At 72.3% G+C, this 13,930-nt stretch carries 9 protein-coding genes (1 of these 9 cut by a window edge); 5 read left to right on the top strand and 4 right to left on the bottom strand.

Going from position 1 to position 13,930, the window contains the following annotated elements; translation table 11 throughout:
• On the top strand, positions 1-632 hold the 3' portion of the coding sequence (locus tag NAEX_RS36890) for a peptidylprolyl isomerase (RefSeq protein ID WP_245913884.1). It extends 241 nt beyond the left edge of the window; 632 of the gene's 873 nt are visible here — the last part of the coding sequence; its start codon lies beyond the left edge, outside the window; its stop codon occupies positions 630-632.
• A 466-nt stretch (positions 633-1,098) separates the two neighbouring features.
• Here the strand turns inward: NAEX_RS36890 and lon are convergent, their stop codons facing one another.
• The 3 genes from lon to NAEX_RS36875 form a co-directional block, all read right to left on the bottom strand.
• Positions 1,099-3,567: an endopeptidase La gene (gene lon, locus NAEX_RS36885; protein ID WP_096332162.1), complete on the bottom strand. Its 2,469-nt coding sequence runs from the start codon at positions 3,565-3,567 to the stop codon at positions 1,099-1,101.
• A gap of 153 nt (positions 3,568-3,720) precedes the next feature.
• Complete coding sequence (locus tag NAEX_RS36880) at positions 3,721-4,836, bottom strand: hypothetical protein (protein ID WP_096332161.1); 1,116 nt, start codon at positions 4,834-4,836, stop codon at positions 3,721-3,723.
• Positions 4,833-5,519, bottom strand: a complete 687-nt coding sequence (locus tag NAEX_RS36875; protein WP_096332160.1) for an HAD family hydrolase — start codon at positions 5,517-5,519, stop codon at positions 4,833-4,835. Before NAEX_RS36875 ends, NAEX_RS36880 begins: the two co-directional genes overlap by 4 nt.
• Positions 5,520-5,568: 49 nt before the next feature.
• Here NAEX_RS36875 and NAEX_RS36870 point away from each other — a divergent pair, with 49 nt between their 5' ends.
• From NAEX_RS36870 to NAEX_RS36855, 4 genes are all read left to right on the top strand, one after another.
• Complete coding sequence (locus NAEX_RS36870; RefSeq protein WP_170136316.1) at positions 5,569-7,455, top strand: PAS domain-containing protein; 1,887 nt, start codon at positions 5,569-5,571, stop codon at positions 7,453-7,455.
• 516 nt (positions 7,456-7,971) lie between these two features.
• Positions 7,972-10,803: a hybrid sensor histidine kinase/response regulator gene (locus NAEX_RS36865; RefSeq protein ID WP_096332158.1), complete on the top strand. Its 2,832-nt coding sequence runs from the start codon at positions 7,972-7,974 to the stop codon at positions 10,801-10,803.
• A gap of 67 nt (positions 10,804-10,870) precedes the next feature.
• Entirely contained in the window at positions 10,871-11,656 is a 786-nt protein-coding gene (locus tag NAEX_RS36860) for a TrmH family RNA methyltransferase (RefSeq protein WP_096332157.1), read from the top strand.
• Positions 11,657-11,658: 2 nt separating this feature from the next.
• A complete protein-coding gene (locus NAEX_RS36855; RefSeq protein ID WP_170136315.1) occupies positions 11,659-12,357 on the top strand; it encodes a sterol desaturase family protein in 699 nt (232 codons plus the stop codon).
• A gap of 7 nt (positions 12,358-12,364) precedes the next feature.
• Here NAEX_RS36855 and NAEX_RS36850 read toward each other — a convergent pair whose 3' ends face one another.
• Entirely contained in the window at positions 12,365-13,828 is a 1,464-nt protein-coding gene (locus NAEX_RS36850; protein ID WP_170136314.1) for an FG-GAP repeat domain-containing protein, read from the bottom strand.
• Positions 13,829-13,930: the final 102 nt, after the last annotated feature.

The following is a 13,930-nucleotide window of genomic DNA, read 5'->3' as shown; positions in this document are numbered from 1 at the left end:
CGCGCCCCGGCCTCTCCCCGGCCGAGGTGCTCGAATACAACAAGGCCCAGGGCGACCCGATGGGCGAGATCACCCTCGAGCAGGCGCTCGCCGGCGACGAGGCGCTCGCCGACAAGTCGAAGGGCAAGCTGTTCGCCACCCTCGACACCACGATGGGCCCGATCCGCTGCGAGCTGTTCGAGGAGCAGACGCCGAAGACGGTCGCCAACTTCGTCGGCCTCGCCCGCGGCGTGCGGCCCTACTACGTCAAGAAGGAAGACACCTGGAAGACCGGCAACTTCTACGACGGCACCCTGTTCCACCGCGTGATCCCCAACTTCATGCTGCAGGGCGGCGATCCGCTGGGCACCGGCACCGGCGGCCCCGGCTTCCTCATCGTCGACGAGTTCGACAAGAGCCTGCGTCACAACGGCCCGGGCATCCTGTCGATGGCGAACCGCGGGCCGAACACCGGCAGCTCGCAGTTCTTCGTCACCGTCGCGGCCACGCCGCACCTCGACGACAAGCACGCCGTGTTCGGCAAGTGCGACACCAAGACCGCGATCGCCATCAGTAAGGTCAAGACCCGCGCCGACCGCCCGCTCGACGACGTGAAGATCAACAAGGTCACGTTCGAGCGCGCGAAGAAGTGAGCGAGGCTTCTTCAAAGGACATGGCCGTCGAGACCTGCGCCTTGAGCCAGGTTCCAGCGGCCATGTCCTCGAATGCGGGGTGACCGGCTCGACCCTCACGAAGCGAAGGCGGCTGACCTGCCGGCGCCAGGCGAGAGGCGGCACTCGCGGCCGACAGTCGCCGGCGCAGCGGAAGCGCGCCGACGACTCGATGTTCTCCATAACATGTCCCCTCGTACATGGGCCTGGAGACATGTCCACCGACCCGAGGCTTCATCGACGCGCAAGCTCCCGGCGGGGCGCCCGGGTTCGCCGCTGAGCCTCGCGTGTCTCCACGGCTCCCTTGCTCGCTCTTCTGGGCGGCGCCGTGCGACCGCCCGAGCTCTCGGCCCGGCACCCTGGTCGGCCCCACCATTTTCGTGCCGCAGAAACGGCGAAGCCGCCGAGACTCACGTCCCGGCGGCTCCGTCGTCCCGCGCTGCGCGGCTCAGTGCGGCCCGTGCTCGCTCTCGTGGGCGGCGCGGTCCTTGCGGCGGCGCTCGTCGAGGTACTGCGCGACCGCTCGCCAGTCGGCCGGGCCGGCGACCAACTCGCCCGACATGAACTTGCGGAACGGCGCGTTCGGGTGGTCTTCGGGCGGCATGGACAGGGCGGCGCGGAGCACGTCGTCGATGGTGTCGGCGAGCTTGACCTCGAGCGCCTTGAGCACGTTCTTCGGCACGTCCTGCAGGTCCTTCTCGTTGTCGCGCGGGCAGATGACGGTCTTCATGCCGCCGCGGAAGGCCGCCAGCAGCTTGTCCTTGAGCCCGCCGATCGGCAGCACCTTGCCGCGCAGGTTGATCTCGCCGGTCATCGCCACGTCCTTGCGCACGGGCACCTGCAGCAACGCGGACACCAGGGAGGTCACGATCGTGACGCCGGCCGAGGGGCCGTCCTTGGGCACCGCGCCCTCGGGGAAGTGGACGTGGAAGTCGATGTGCTCGTAGAAGTCGGGCTCGAGGCCGAACGACAGCGAGCGCGAGCGGACGTAGGTGACGGCGGCCTGGGCCGACTCCTGCATCACCTCGCCGAGCTTGCCGGTCAGGGTCACCTTGCCCTTGCCGGCCGACACGGTGACCTCGGCGGGCAGCAGGTCGCCGCCGAAGATCGTCACCGCGAGGCCGTTCGTCATGCCGATCTGGTCGTTGGTCTCGGCGACGTTGTAGCGGAACTTCTGCGGGCCCAGGAGGCGCTGGACGGTGCGCACGTCGACCTTGTACGCCTTCTTCTTCTTGCCCTCCTTGATGTACTCGCGGGCCAGCTTGCGGACCACCGAGCCGACCGCGCGCTCGAGGTTACGGACGCCGGCTTCCTTCGTGTAGTGGTGGATGAGCTCGCCGACCGCCTGGTCGGTGAACGTGACCTCGACCGACGCCAGGCCGTTGGCCTCGAGCTGCTTCGGGATGAGGTACTGGCGGCAGATCTTGCCCTTCTCCTCGTCGGTGTAGCCCGTGAGCTCGATGATCTCCATGCGGTCCTGCAGCGGCAGCGGGATCGAGTGCAGCGAGTTCGCGGTGCACAGGAACAGCACGTCGCTGAGGTCGTAGTCGAGGTCGAGGAAGTGGTCGACGAAGGCCTGGTTCTGCTCGGGGTCGAGGACCTCGAGCATCGCCGCCGACGGGTCGCCGCGGAAGTCCATCGAGATCTTGTCGATCTCGTCGAGCAGGAACACCGGGTTGTTGGAGCCGGCCTTGCGCAGGCCCTGGATGATCTTGCCCGGCATCGCGCCGATGTAGGTGCGCCGGTGGCCGCGGATCTCGGCCTCGTCGCGCACGCCGCCGAGCGACACGCGGACGAACTTGCGGTTGGTCGCCCGCGCCACGCTCTTGGCCAGCGACGTCTTGCCGACGCCGGGCGGGCCGACGAGGCACAGGATCGGGCCTTTCAGCTTCGGCACCAGCGAGCGCACCGCGAGGTACTCGATGATGCGCTCCTTCGGCTTCTCGAGCCCGTAGTGGTCCTGGTCGAGGATCTTCTCGGCCTCGTCGACGTCGAGCTTCTCGACCGTGCGCTCGTCCCACGGCAGCGCCAGCACCGTGTCGATGTAGTTGCGCACGACCGTGGCCTCGGCGCTCATCGGGCTCATCATCTTGAGCTTGCGCAGCTCCTTCTTGAGCCGGTCGGTCGCCTCGGCCGACATCTTCTTGCGGCGCACCTTCTCCTCGAGCTCGGCGATCTCGTTCTTGAACTCGTCCTGCGAACCGAGCTCCTTCTGGATCGCCTGCATCTGCTCGTTGAGGTAGTACTCCTTCTGGTTCTTCTCCATCTGCTTCTTGACGCGCGTCCGGATCTTCTTCTCCACCTGGAGAATCTCGATCTCGTTCTGCATCAGCTCGTAGAGCTTCTCCAGGCGCGCGCGGACCGACTCGGTCTCGAGCAGCTCTTGCTTGGCCGACAGCTTGAAGTTCACGTGCGCGGCGATCGTGTCGGCCATGCGCGACGGGTTGTCGATGCTCGCCACGCTCGCGGCCAGCTCGGGCGGCACGCGCTTGTTGAGCTTGACGTAGTTCTCGAAGGTCGCCTGCACCGAGCGCATCAGCGCCGCCAGCTCGGGCTCCTCCTCGACCGTGACGACGCTCGGCTCGACGACGTCGACCTCGACCAGGAAGTACTTGTCGTGGTCGATGTAGCGGCCGATCTTCGCCCGGCTCTTGCCCTCGACCAGCACCTTGACGGTGCCGTCGGGCAGGCGGAGCAGCTGGATGATGCTGCCGATCGTGCCGAAGGTGTGGATGCCGTCGGGCCGGGGATCGTTGACCTTGGCCTTCTTCTGCGCGCAGAGCAGGATGCTCCGGTCGCTGGCCATGGCCTCTTCGAGGGCGTTGATCGACTTCTCGCGCCCGACGAAGAGCGGCACGACCTCGTGCGGGAAGACGATGAGCTCGCGGAGCGGTAGAAGCGGGATCTTGCGTGCCATGAAGGAGCCTGGCGGCAAACCTAGCATCCGGGCCAGGTGGGGTCAAACACCGCGCGTGCGCTGCCCCCCGCGCGACGCCGCGGCGCGACTTGATGACCGATGTGTGTGTCTCCAACGAGTGCGAACGGCCAGGCTCGTTTTGTGAGGCCTCGCTCACCCTCTCGGCGCGATGAACCACCGCCACAGCCGCGCGAGCGCGGCGCCGACGAGCACACCCCAGGGCAGCCCGGGCGCGCCTGTGACGGCCAGCGCCAGCGCGACGACCTCGACGCGGACGTCGCTGTGCGACCACGCCGGCAGCCTGGCGCCGAGCCGCGCCGCGAACGCGTCGGCGCTCGGCAATTCGAAGCGCGGTCGCTCGCCGCGCAGCACGTCGCGCGCGTGGGCCAGCGACAAGAACGCCGCGCCCGCGCCGAAGCCGAGCAACACCAGCCCGGCGACGCTGGAGCGACCCGCCTCGGCCACCAGCGCGTAGGTCAACGCGCCGACGTAGGCCGCGTGCCCGAACGGCCGCACCGCGGGCGCGAGCCACTGCACGTCCCCCGCGCCCCCGCGCCCGCGGACCAGTCGCGCGAGCGCGGGCACCACGGCCGCGAGCTGCACTCCGATGCAGAGCAGCGCGGCCCCGAGGACGATCCCGAGCCGACCACCGAGCAGAGCCGCCGGCCCGGCGAGGACCGCCGTCATCGTCGCCGCGAGCTCGATCTGTCCCAGCGGACGGCCGCCGTCGGCCAGCCGATTCACGATCGCGCGTAGCCACCCCGGCGCGCTCGCGGCGCCCTCGGCAGCCCCCTCGCCCTCGCTCCAGATCACCGCCTCCACCCGGACACGATCTTCGTCGTACACGTAGCGCGCGAGATCTGCGGGCCCGCGATCGGCCGGCCACGGCAGCTCCTCCGCGATCGGCAACTCGGCCGGCACGCACGCGAGGTGACCGGTCCACCACGCACTCGGACGTCCGAGCCCGTCGCCGAGCGAGTAGCCCTCGTCGGCGGCGAGCGGGTGCTCGGCCAGCGCGCGCAGCAGCGGCTCGGCGATCACCGCGCTCTCGAACGCCAGCAGCGCCGGGGCCGCGATCGGCTCGCCCGACGAAACAGCCCTCGCGCCATGTACGATCGAACATGTCCCCGGGGCCAGCAGCACCTCGGCGAAGCCGGCGCGGCGGGCGGCGTCGGCGAGGCGGACCGCCGTGGTGGTGCCGAGCACCGGGCGGGCCAGGTCGACCCGCGCCTCGGCGTCGGGCATCAGCACGAGCACGGGCGCGCTCACGACGTCATCACCGCCGCGAGGTCGGCCAGCTGCAGGCTGGCGAGGCCGGGGACCACGCGGTGGGCCGCGTGTTGCAACTGGTGCCCGGGCTGGCCCGGCGGCGGGTTGGCCGCCGCGGTCGCCAGCACGCGCATGCCGGCGGCGAGCCCCGCCGCGATCCCGGCCTCGCTGTCCTCGACCACCAGGCAGCGCTCCGGCGCCGCGCCGAGCCGCTGGGCGGCCAGGACGTAGCCCTCCGGCGACGGCTTGCCGCGGATCACGTCCTCGGCGCCGACGTAGAAGCGCAGCATCTCGCCGATCTCGAGCACCGCCAGCGCTTGCACGATCTCCGAGCGCGCCGAACCGCTCACGATCGCCACTGCGATCCCGGCGGCGTGGGCCAGAGAGACCAGCTCGCGCGCGCCCTCGAGGACGGGAAGCCTCAACCCGGCCGCAAACATCGCGTCCTTGGCCGCCATGGTGCCGGCGAGGACCTCGGCCAGGGTAGCTCCCAGGCGCGCTTCCAAACGCAGCTCGGCGTAGATCTCCTGCCAGGCGTGGCCGATCACGAACAGGCGTTCGTGTTCGCTGAGTTCGAGCCCGCGACCTGCGCAGAACCGGACCAGGCCCTCGGTGTGGATGTGCTCGCTGCGGACGAGGGTTCCGTCGAGGTCGAGGAGCAGCGCTTGCGGCAGGCCGAGCATGTCGCGACAGGCTAACCGACCTCCGGCCCTGATACACTGTCACCTCCAGATGCCTGACCCCGGCGATGAACGCTGCCTGCCCGCCCTCGCCGCGGCCTTGCGGAGCCTCCTGCTCCCCGGTGCGGGCGCGGCCGAGCGGGCGCTCGCGGCCTTCGCCGAGCCGCAGGGCCTCGACTTCGCCGCCTTCCTCGAGCCCAGCGGACTCGGCTTTGCCCCGCGCGGCGTGTGGATGCGGGAGCGTGGGGCGCCGCGCGGCGACGAGCTGCGGTTGCCCCCGCGCTGGCTCGAGGCGTTCGCCGAGGGTCGAGTCGTCAGCGCCCCGGCCGGCGAGGTCTCCCCGCCCGAGCTCAAGCCGCTGCGATTGTTCGGCGCCCCGGCCCTGCTGGCCGCCCCGGCCCGCGGCGACGGCCTCGTCGGCGTGCTCCTGTTCGCCGCCTTCGGCCAGCGCTTCACCTGGTCCGAAGGACATGCTCATGCGGCCAGCGCCTTGGCCGCCGCGCTGGCCGCCGCGCTCGTGCGCATCGACGAGACCGCCGCCGTCCTCGACCACCTGCCGCAGCGGATCGCCTGGAAGGACAGCCGCCTGCGCTACCGCGGGGCCAACCGCGCGTTCGCCCGCGCGGCCGGCCTGACGGGCGCGCAGCTGGCCGGCCGCAGCGACCGCGAGCTGGTCCTGCGCCCCGAGCTGTGCGACGGCGGCGACGTCGCGCGGCGGCACGAGCGCGAGGTGCTGCAGAGCGGGCGCCCGCAGATCGCCCGCATCGAGGCGACCCAGGTCGCCGCCGGGCGCGAGCAGTGGCTCGCGGTCAGCCGGATCCCGCTGACCGGCGGCGACGGCAAGCCCTCGGGCGTGATCGTCGTCAGCGAGGACATCACCGATCGCCTGCAGGCCGCGGCGATGCTGCGCCACGCCGAGCGCACCGGCGCCGTCGCCCGGCTGGCGTCGGCCATGAGCGCCGACCTCCAGAACCCGCTGACCGAGATCGAGAACCTCGCCACCGACGAGCGGATCCGCAGCGCCGCGCGCAACGCGGGCGACCTCGTGCGTCAGCTCGCCGCGTTCGCGCGCCGCCAGCTCGCCGACCCGATCGACGTCGCCCCCGCCTCGCTGATCGCCCGCATGGGCAGCTTGCTCGCCCGCGTGCTCGGCGACGGCCTCGCGCTCGACCTCCCGGTCGAGGGCCTGCGCAGCGCCGTCCGCGTCGACCCGCGCCAGCTCGAGCTGCTGGTCGTCGCCGTCGTGCGACACATCCGTTCGTACATGCCCCAGGGTTCCAAGCTCTCGATCGACGTCGCGCCGCAGACGCTGGGGATCGAGCGCTCGCTCGGGTTCGGCCTGCCCGCCGGCGAGTACGTCCGGATCCGCTTCCTCGCCTACCCGGTCGAGTCGGGCGGCGCCGACATGAGCGAGGCCCTGCGGGCGCGCCTGGTCCTGGCGCAGACGATCGCGCGCCACGGCGGCGGCGCGCTGCGGCTCAACCGCGACAACGAGTCGGGCTTCCGCGCCGCCTCCGACTCGCTGGCGATCGAGGTCGTGCTGCCGCGCGTGTTCAGCATCCCGCGCGTCCTCGACTCGACCCCCGCGCCCGACACTCGCGGCGTCGAGTCGCTGCTGATCCTCGACGACGACCTCCACCTGCGCGGGGCCGTGGCCGCCGCCCTGCGCCAGCTCGGCTACACCGTCCACATCGCCGAGCACCTCGAGGAGGCGCTCGCCCTGCAGCGCCAGACCCGGCCGCCGCTGGCCCTGGCCCTGATCTCGTCCGAGCTGTCGGCCGGCACCGCCGAGGCCGCGCGCGCGCTGCAGAAGGCCCAGCCCGAGCTGCGCGTGCTCGTGCTGTCGCGCCACGCCGGCGGCGAGGGCGTGGTCGTGTCCGGCAGCTTCGAGGCCCTGGCCGCCCGCGTCCGCCAGGCCCTCGACACCCGCCCGGGCTGACGCGCCCGCCCGGGTCGCCGGCGGTCTCTCATGTCTCTTCGGGCATGCTCATGGGGGCATGTCCGAGGAGACATGCTCCCTGGGACATGCTCCTCACGCCATGCCCGTTCGAGCATGCGCGAGCTCCGGCACCCGCGCGAGGCCGGGCCCGCGCGTCCGCGCCCGGGTCTTCGCACGGGGACTGCGCACCGGGCGACGCCCGCGAGGTCGCCGCCGCAGGTTCGCCGTCGCGATTCGGGCGCCGTCCGGTCCGCATCGCCCGTCTGCGCCCGAACGCTGACCAGCGGCCCCTGCGCTTCGTTGTGGCGATGATCCTGTCCCGGAGATCTCCCCGCGCACGGCCCTGGGGTGAGGCGAAAGAACAGCGTATGGCCGCGCCGGGGAGGCCCCTCGGCGCGCGCGCCGCTGCGCGTGAGCGTGGCGAGTTTTGGTACACCTTGCCACAGCAACCGGTGATGACGGCGCAGGGGCACACGGGAGTTCGCGTTGCCGTGGCGTGACCACTACCTCGCAGCGATGCACGACATCCGCCGGGGCCTGGGCGAGCAGGTCGACCTGCCGGCGCTGGTCGGCTCGATCTTGTGGCACGCCGAGCAGTTCTTCGACGGCGGCGGCGCGGCCTTCTACCTCTCCCAGCCCGAGGGCTTGCGGGCGATCGCCGGCGCGAGCTCGGTGATCCGCGTGCTCGGCGAGCACATCGAGAACGACCGCGGCGGCCCGGTGATGGAGGTGTGGAACTCGGGTCAGGCGATGCTGGTGCCGCCCGACCACGACAGCTCGATCGGCCTCGCGCTGACGCCCGTCGAGACGCACGAGCGCCGGCTCGGCGTGATGGTCGTCGGCGGCCTCACCGGCCTGTCGGCCGTCGACGCCATGACTCTGGCCGAGATGACCCCGTTCGCGGGTCTCCTGGCGATCAGCGTCGTCAACGCCGGCCTCTACATCACCGCCCGCCAGGAGCTGGCCGAGCGCCGCAAGGCCGAGGCCGCGCTGCGCGAGAGCGAGGAGCGGTTCCGGACCCTGTTCGAGTACGCTCCGGACGCGATCCTCGTCGTCGACGCCGACACCGGCCTGTTCGTCGACCCCAACGCCAACGCCACCCGGCTCTACGGCCTCTCGCGCGAGGAGCTGCTGCACGTCGGCCCGGGCACCATGAGCCCGCCGGTCCAGCCCGACGGCCGCGACTCGCTCGAGGGGGCGCGCGAGCACGTGCTGGCGGCCATGAAGGGCGAGGCGCCGGTGTTCGAGTGGGTCCACCGCAACGGGGCCGGCCAGGACATCCCGTGCGAGGTCCGGCTGGTGCGCATGCCCGCGAGCGGCCGCAACCTCGTGCGCGCCAGCGTCACCGACATCACCGAGCGCAAGCGGGCCCAGCAGGCGCTGGCGGCCGCGAAGGAGGCCGCGGAGGCCGCCAACGCCGCCAAGGGCACCTTCCTCGCCAACATGAGCCACGAGATCCGCACGCCGATGAACGCGATCATCGGCATGACGGGGCTGCTCCTCGACACCCCGCTGAGCAGCGAGCAGCGCGACTTCGTCGACACCCTGCGCTCCTCGTGCGAGTCGCTGCTGACGATCATCAACGACATCCTCGACTTCTCCAAGATCGAGGCCAACAAGCTCGAGCTCGAGAGCGACGCCTTCAACCTGCAGGAGTTCATCGAGGGCGTGGTCGACCTCGTCGCCGCCAGCAAGCTCGGCGACAAGCCGCTCAACATCGCCGTCTCGATCGCCCCCGACGTCCCGCGCCGGCTCGTCACCGACTCGACGCGCCTGCGCCAGATCCTCCTCAACCTCCTCAGCAACGCCGTCAAGTTCACCGCCCAAGGCGACATCAGCCTCGACGTCAGCGTCCGCGGCGTGCGGCGCACCGGCGAGGGCCCGCCGCGCTACGGCCTGCTCTTCGCGGTCGAGGACACCGGCATCGGCATCCGCGCCGACCGCATGGATCGCCTGTTCCAGAGCTTCAGCCAGCTCGACAGCTCGACCACCCGGCGCTTCGGCGGCACCGGCCTCGGCCTGGCGATCAGCAAGCGACTGGCCGAGATGCTCGGCGGCACCATGTGGGCCGTCAGCGAGGTCGACCGCGGCTCGACCTTTTACTTCACGATCGACGCCGCCAGCGAGCCCACCCCGCAGGTCATCGTCGCCGACCACGACGGCCGCTTCCGCGGCAAGCAGCTCCTCCTCGTCGACGCCAGCGCCCCGCAGCGGCGCCTGCTCGCCGGCCACGCCCACGCCTGGGGCCTGCAGACGCTCGCCTTCGCCAGCGCCGCCGAGGCCCTCGCCGGCCTGCGCGAGGTCGCCGTCGACGTCGCCGTCGTCGACACCCTGCTGCCCGACGAGCGGCACAAGGAGCTGCTCGCGGCCCTGCGCAACGCCCACGTCCCGGTGGTCCTGCTCACGCCGATGGCGAGGCGGCCCTTTGGGACAGGTCTCGAAGAACATGACGCATTGGTCACCAAGCCGATCAAGGGCGGCTCGCTGCTGGCCGCCCTGACCAGCGTGCTCGGCGAGGGCGACGCCCAGCCGAGCCCGCGGGTCGAGCTCGGCGCGTCCGAGTTCGACCCGACCCTGGCCGAGCGGCTGCCGCTGCGGATCCTCGTCGCCGAGGACAACGCCACCAACCAGAAGCTCATGCTGCTGATGCTCGAGCGGTTCGGCTACCGGGCCGACTGCGCCTTCCACGGCATCGAGGCGCTCGACGCGATCAGCCGCCACGCCTACGACATCGTCCTCATGGACGTGCAGATGCCGGAGATGGACGGCCTCGAGGCGACGCGGCTGATCCGCCGCAGCGGCGGGCCGCAGCCGCGGATCATCGCCATGACCGCCAACGCGATGGACAGCGACCGCGAGGCCTGCCTCGCCGCCGGCATGGACGACTACGTCAGCAAGCCGATCCAGATCCGCGAGCTGCGGGCCGCGCTCGAGCGGTCGCGCCGGCCGATCGAGGTCCCGCCGCCGGCGCCGCAGCTCGACCCCTCGCTGGTGGCGACCCCGGGGGAGCTCGAGCGCGAGGCCACGGCCGGCTACCGCCAGCTGCGCGACCTGCTGGGCGCCGTCACGGCCGACGAGATCGCGGCGCTGTTCCTGCGCGAGGCCGACGAGCTGATGGAGCGCCTGCGCCTCGCCATCGCCAGCGGCGACCTCGACGGCGTGCGAGAGGCCGCGCACAGCCTCAAGGGCAGCTCGGGCGGCCTGCGGCTGATGAGCCTCCACGCCCTCGCCGCCGCGCTCGAGGCCAAGAGCCGCGCCGGCGACCTGCTGCACGCGCCGGTCCTGTTCGGCGAGCTCGAGCGGCAGTACGGCGTCGTCCACGACCACCTGGCCGGGCGCCCCGCCTGACCCGACCGGGCTCACGGCGGCCCCCGACGGAGCCCCGGCGGCCTCCTGCTATACCTCCGGCGCCCGCATGCAACGCGCCCTGAAGAGCCCCAAGGCCGCCGCCCCGGCCGCGCCCGAGATGAAGGTCTGCGGCGTCAACGCCTGCCTGGCGATCGCCGCCCGCCGGCCCGACGACGTCCGCCGCGTCTACGTCCACCCCTCGCGCCTGCCCGTGTTCGGCGCCTTCCTCAAGCGCTGCGCCGAGCGACGGATCGCCTATCACGTGGTCGAGGACGACGAGCTCGAGCGGATCACCCAGTCCGTCCACCACGAGGGCATCTGCTTCATCGCCCGCGAGCGGCCGCCGATCGGCCTCCAGGCCGCGCTGCAGCGGCGCGACCCGACGCGCCCGCGCTGCCTCCTCTACCTCGGCGGCGTCGGCAACCCGCACAACCTCGGGGCGATCGTCCGCGTGTGCGCTCACTTCGACGTCGACGCCGTGCTCGCCGGCGGCCTCGAGTCGCACGCCTCGCCGGCCATGTTGCGCACCGCCGAGGGCGGCGCCGAGTTCGTCGACGTCGTCCCCGTCGCCGACGGTACCGGCCCGCTGGTCGCCGCGCGGCGGGCCGGCTTCCGCCTGATCGCCACCGCCGCCCGGGCCAAGCGCTCGCTGTACGGCGCCCCCCTGCCCGCGCGGTCCGTCATCATGCTCGGCGCCGAGGCCGACGGCCTCGCCCCTGCCCTTTTGAACATGGCCGACGAGACCGTCCAGATCCCCGGCACCGGCGTCCTCGACAGCCTCAACGTCGCCTGCGCCGCCGCCGTCGTGCTCGGCGAGTTCTGGCGCTGCCACCGGGCCCCGGCCGCGGAGTAGCCGTGCCCGGCCACCCGGTCCTCACCGACGCGCTGCTCGCCGCCGCGCTCGGGCCCGAGGCCAAACCTGACCTTCAGGCCAGGTCCCCGCGCTTCTTCCACCGCGAGCTGTACGAGCGCCTGACGCGGGCCCACTGGGCCAGCCCCTACCTCCTGTGGGCCGGCCCGATCGCCGTCTGCCTGGTCTTCGGGACAGCCGCCTACGCGCCGGGGCAGCTCGCCCTGCGCGTCGCCGGCGGCTGGCTCGTGTGGACCTTCGTCGAGTACTGGCTGCACCGCGGCTTCTTCCACCTCGCCCCGACCACCCCCGCGCGGCAGGTCACCAGCTTCATCGTCCACCGTCACCACCACGTCGCCCCGGGCGACCGCGAGCGCCTGGTCGCCACCCCGCTCTACAGCGGCGGCCTGGCCCTCCTGCTGTTCGGCGTCTACGGCCTCCTGGCCGGCCCCGACGCCCGCTGGCCGCTGCTGGCCGGCACCCTGCTCGGCTACCTCGCCTACGAGTGGGTCCACTACCTCGCCCACCACCGCCGCCCGCGCACCGCCCTCGGCCGGGCCCTCCGCCGCCGTCACCTGCGCCACCACTTCGGCGACCGCGCGACCGACTTCGGCATCTCCAGCCCGCTGTGGGACCTGGTCTTTCGCACTTATTCCAAAAAACATGCCCGCGAGGACATGCCCGATCGGGCATGCCCTCCCTGACCTGTCCTCACGGCCCGGTCCGCAGCAGCGTGAACTCCGCCAGCGCGGGCGCGGCGGCGACCACGTCGGCCCGCCCGTCGCCGTCGACGTCGCCGGCCGCCAGCGCCTGGGGCGTGGTGCCCGGGCTGAACGGGAGGGTCTGCACGCACGGCCCGTCGCCGCCGGCGACGAAGAGCACGCGCACGGCCCCCGCGCCGCCGATCAGCACGTCGCCCGCCCCGTCGCCGTCGACGTCGGCCACGGGCCCGAGCAGCCGACCGCCTTCGACGTGCATGTCCGGCATCGGCTGGCCCAGCGACCAGATCGTCAGCAGATCGAGCTCCGGCGGCGGCTTGCGGTGCCCGATCAGGTCCGTCTCGCCGTCGCCGTCGATGTCCCCGGCCACGACGCTGTCGAGCGACCGGATCCCCGGCGCCACGACCCCGTCGATCGGCCCTAACCCCTGCCCCTCGACCAACTCGAACACGTCGACCGCGGGCCCGCTCGCGCCGGTCGCCAGCAGGTCGAGCTTGGCCGGGTCGCCGCTCACCGCTCCGACCCAGCTCGCAAACATCACCCCGCGGAGCGCCGCGCCGAACGGCTCGCCGAAGCCGCCCATCCCGTCGCCCAGGCGCAGCGCGATGGGCTGCGCCGGATCGGCCCCGCGGGCCAGCAGGTCGGGCTTCCCGTCGCCGTCGAAGTCCCCGCTCCACAGCTGCCCCGGGGTCGCGCCCAGCGAGTCCTTCACCGGCGCGGCGAACATCGCGTCCTGCCCGAACAGCAGGCTCAGCTCCCCGACCGGCGCCGCGCGGGACACCGCCAGGTCCGGCGCGCCGTCGCCGTTGAAGTCGGCCACCGCGAGGCTCTGCGTGCCGCCGAGCAGATCGGTCGGGAACGTCTCGCCCGGCGCGAACCCTCCGAGGCCGTCGCCGAGCAGCACCTCGACCGCGCCCGCGTCCGGCAGCAGCGCCACCACGTCGAGCGCCGCGTCGCCGTCGACGTCGACCAGCGCGAGCGCGCTCGCCGAGCCCTGCAGCCACGGCTCCGACAGCGTCAGCGGCAGGCGTTCACACGTCGGGATCGCCGCGATCGATCGGCACCACCCCGGCGCCTCACAGAAATGGCCCTCGTCACATTCGTCGTCGGCGTAGCACTCGTAGCCCTGACAGCGCAGCTCGAGCGCGCCGCTCGGGCCCGGCGCCAGCCCGCAACAACCGACCGCGTCGTAGCACTCGCCCTCGACGCAGTACTCGCAGAAGCCGTCGCAATCGGCGTCCGACTGGCACTCCGGAATCGGCTCCGACGTGCCGCCGGTCTCGCTGGTCGTGCTCGTCGGCTCCGGCTCGTCGGGCCCGGTCGGCGACGGATCTCCCGTCGACGAGGTCGTCGAAGACGTCGACGTCTGCTCGCCCGCGGTCTCGCGCTCCGGGGGTGCAGGACCACACGCTGTGACCCACACGCCCGCAGCAATCCAGGTCAATCGAGTCTGCATGGCGCGTAAGCTTCGCACATTCGCCGGAGCGCCACACGACATTCGACTTCTCATGCAGAAGCGGACGGTGGGGCCCGCGCCACGCAGGCGCGCCATCGCTGC

Source organism: Nannocystis exedens (assembly GCF_002343915.1).
GTDB classification, from domain to species: Bacteria; Myxococcota_A; Polyangia; order Nannocystales; family Nannocystaceae; genus Nannocystis; species Nannocystis exedens.
The sequence above is the reverse complement of the archived record's forward strand: the minus strand, read 5'-3'. Positions and strand labels throughout refer to the sequence as shown.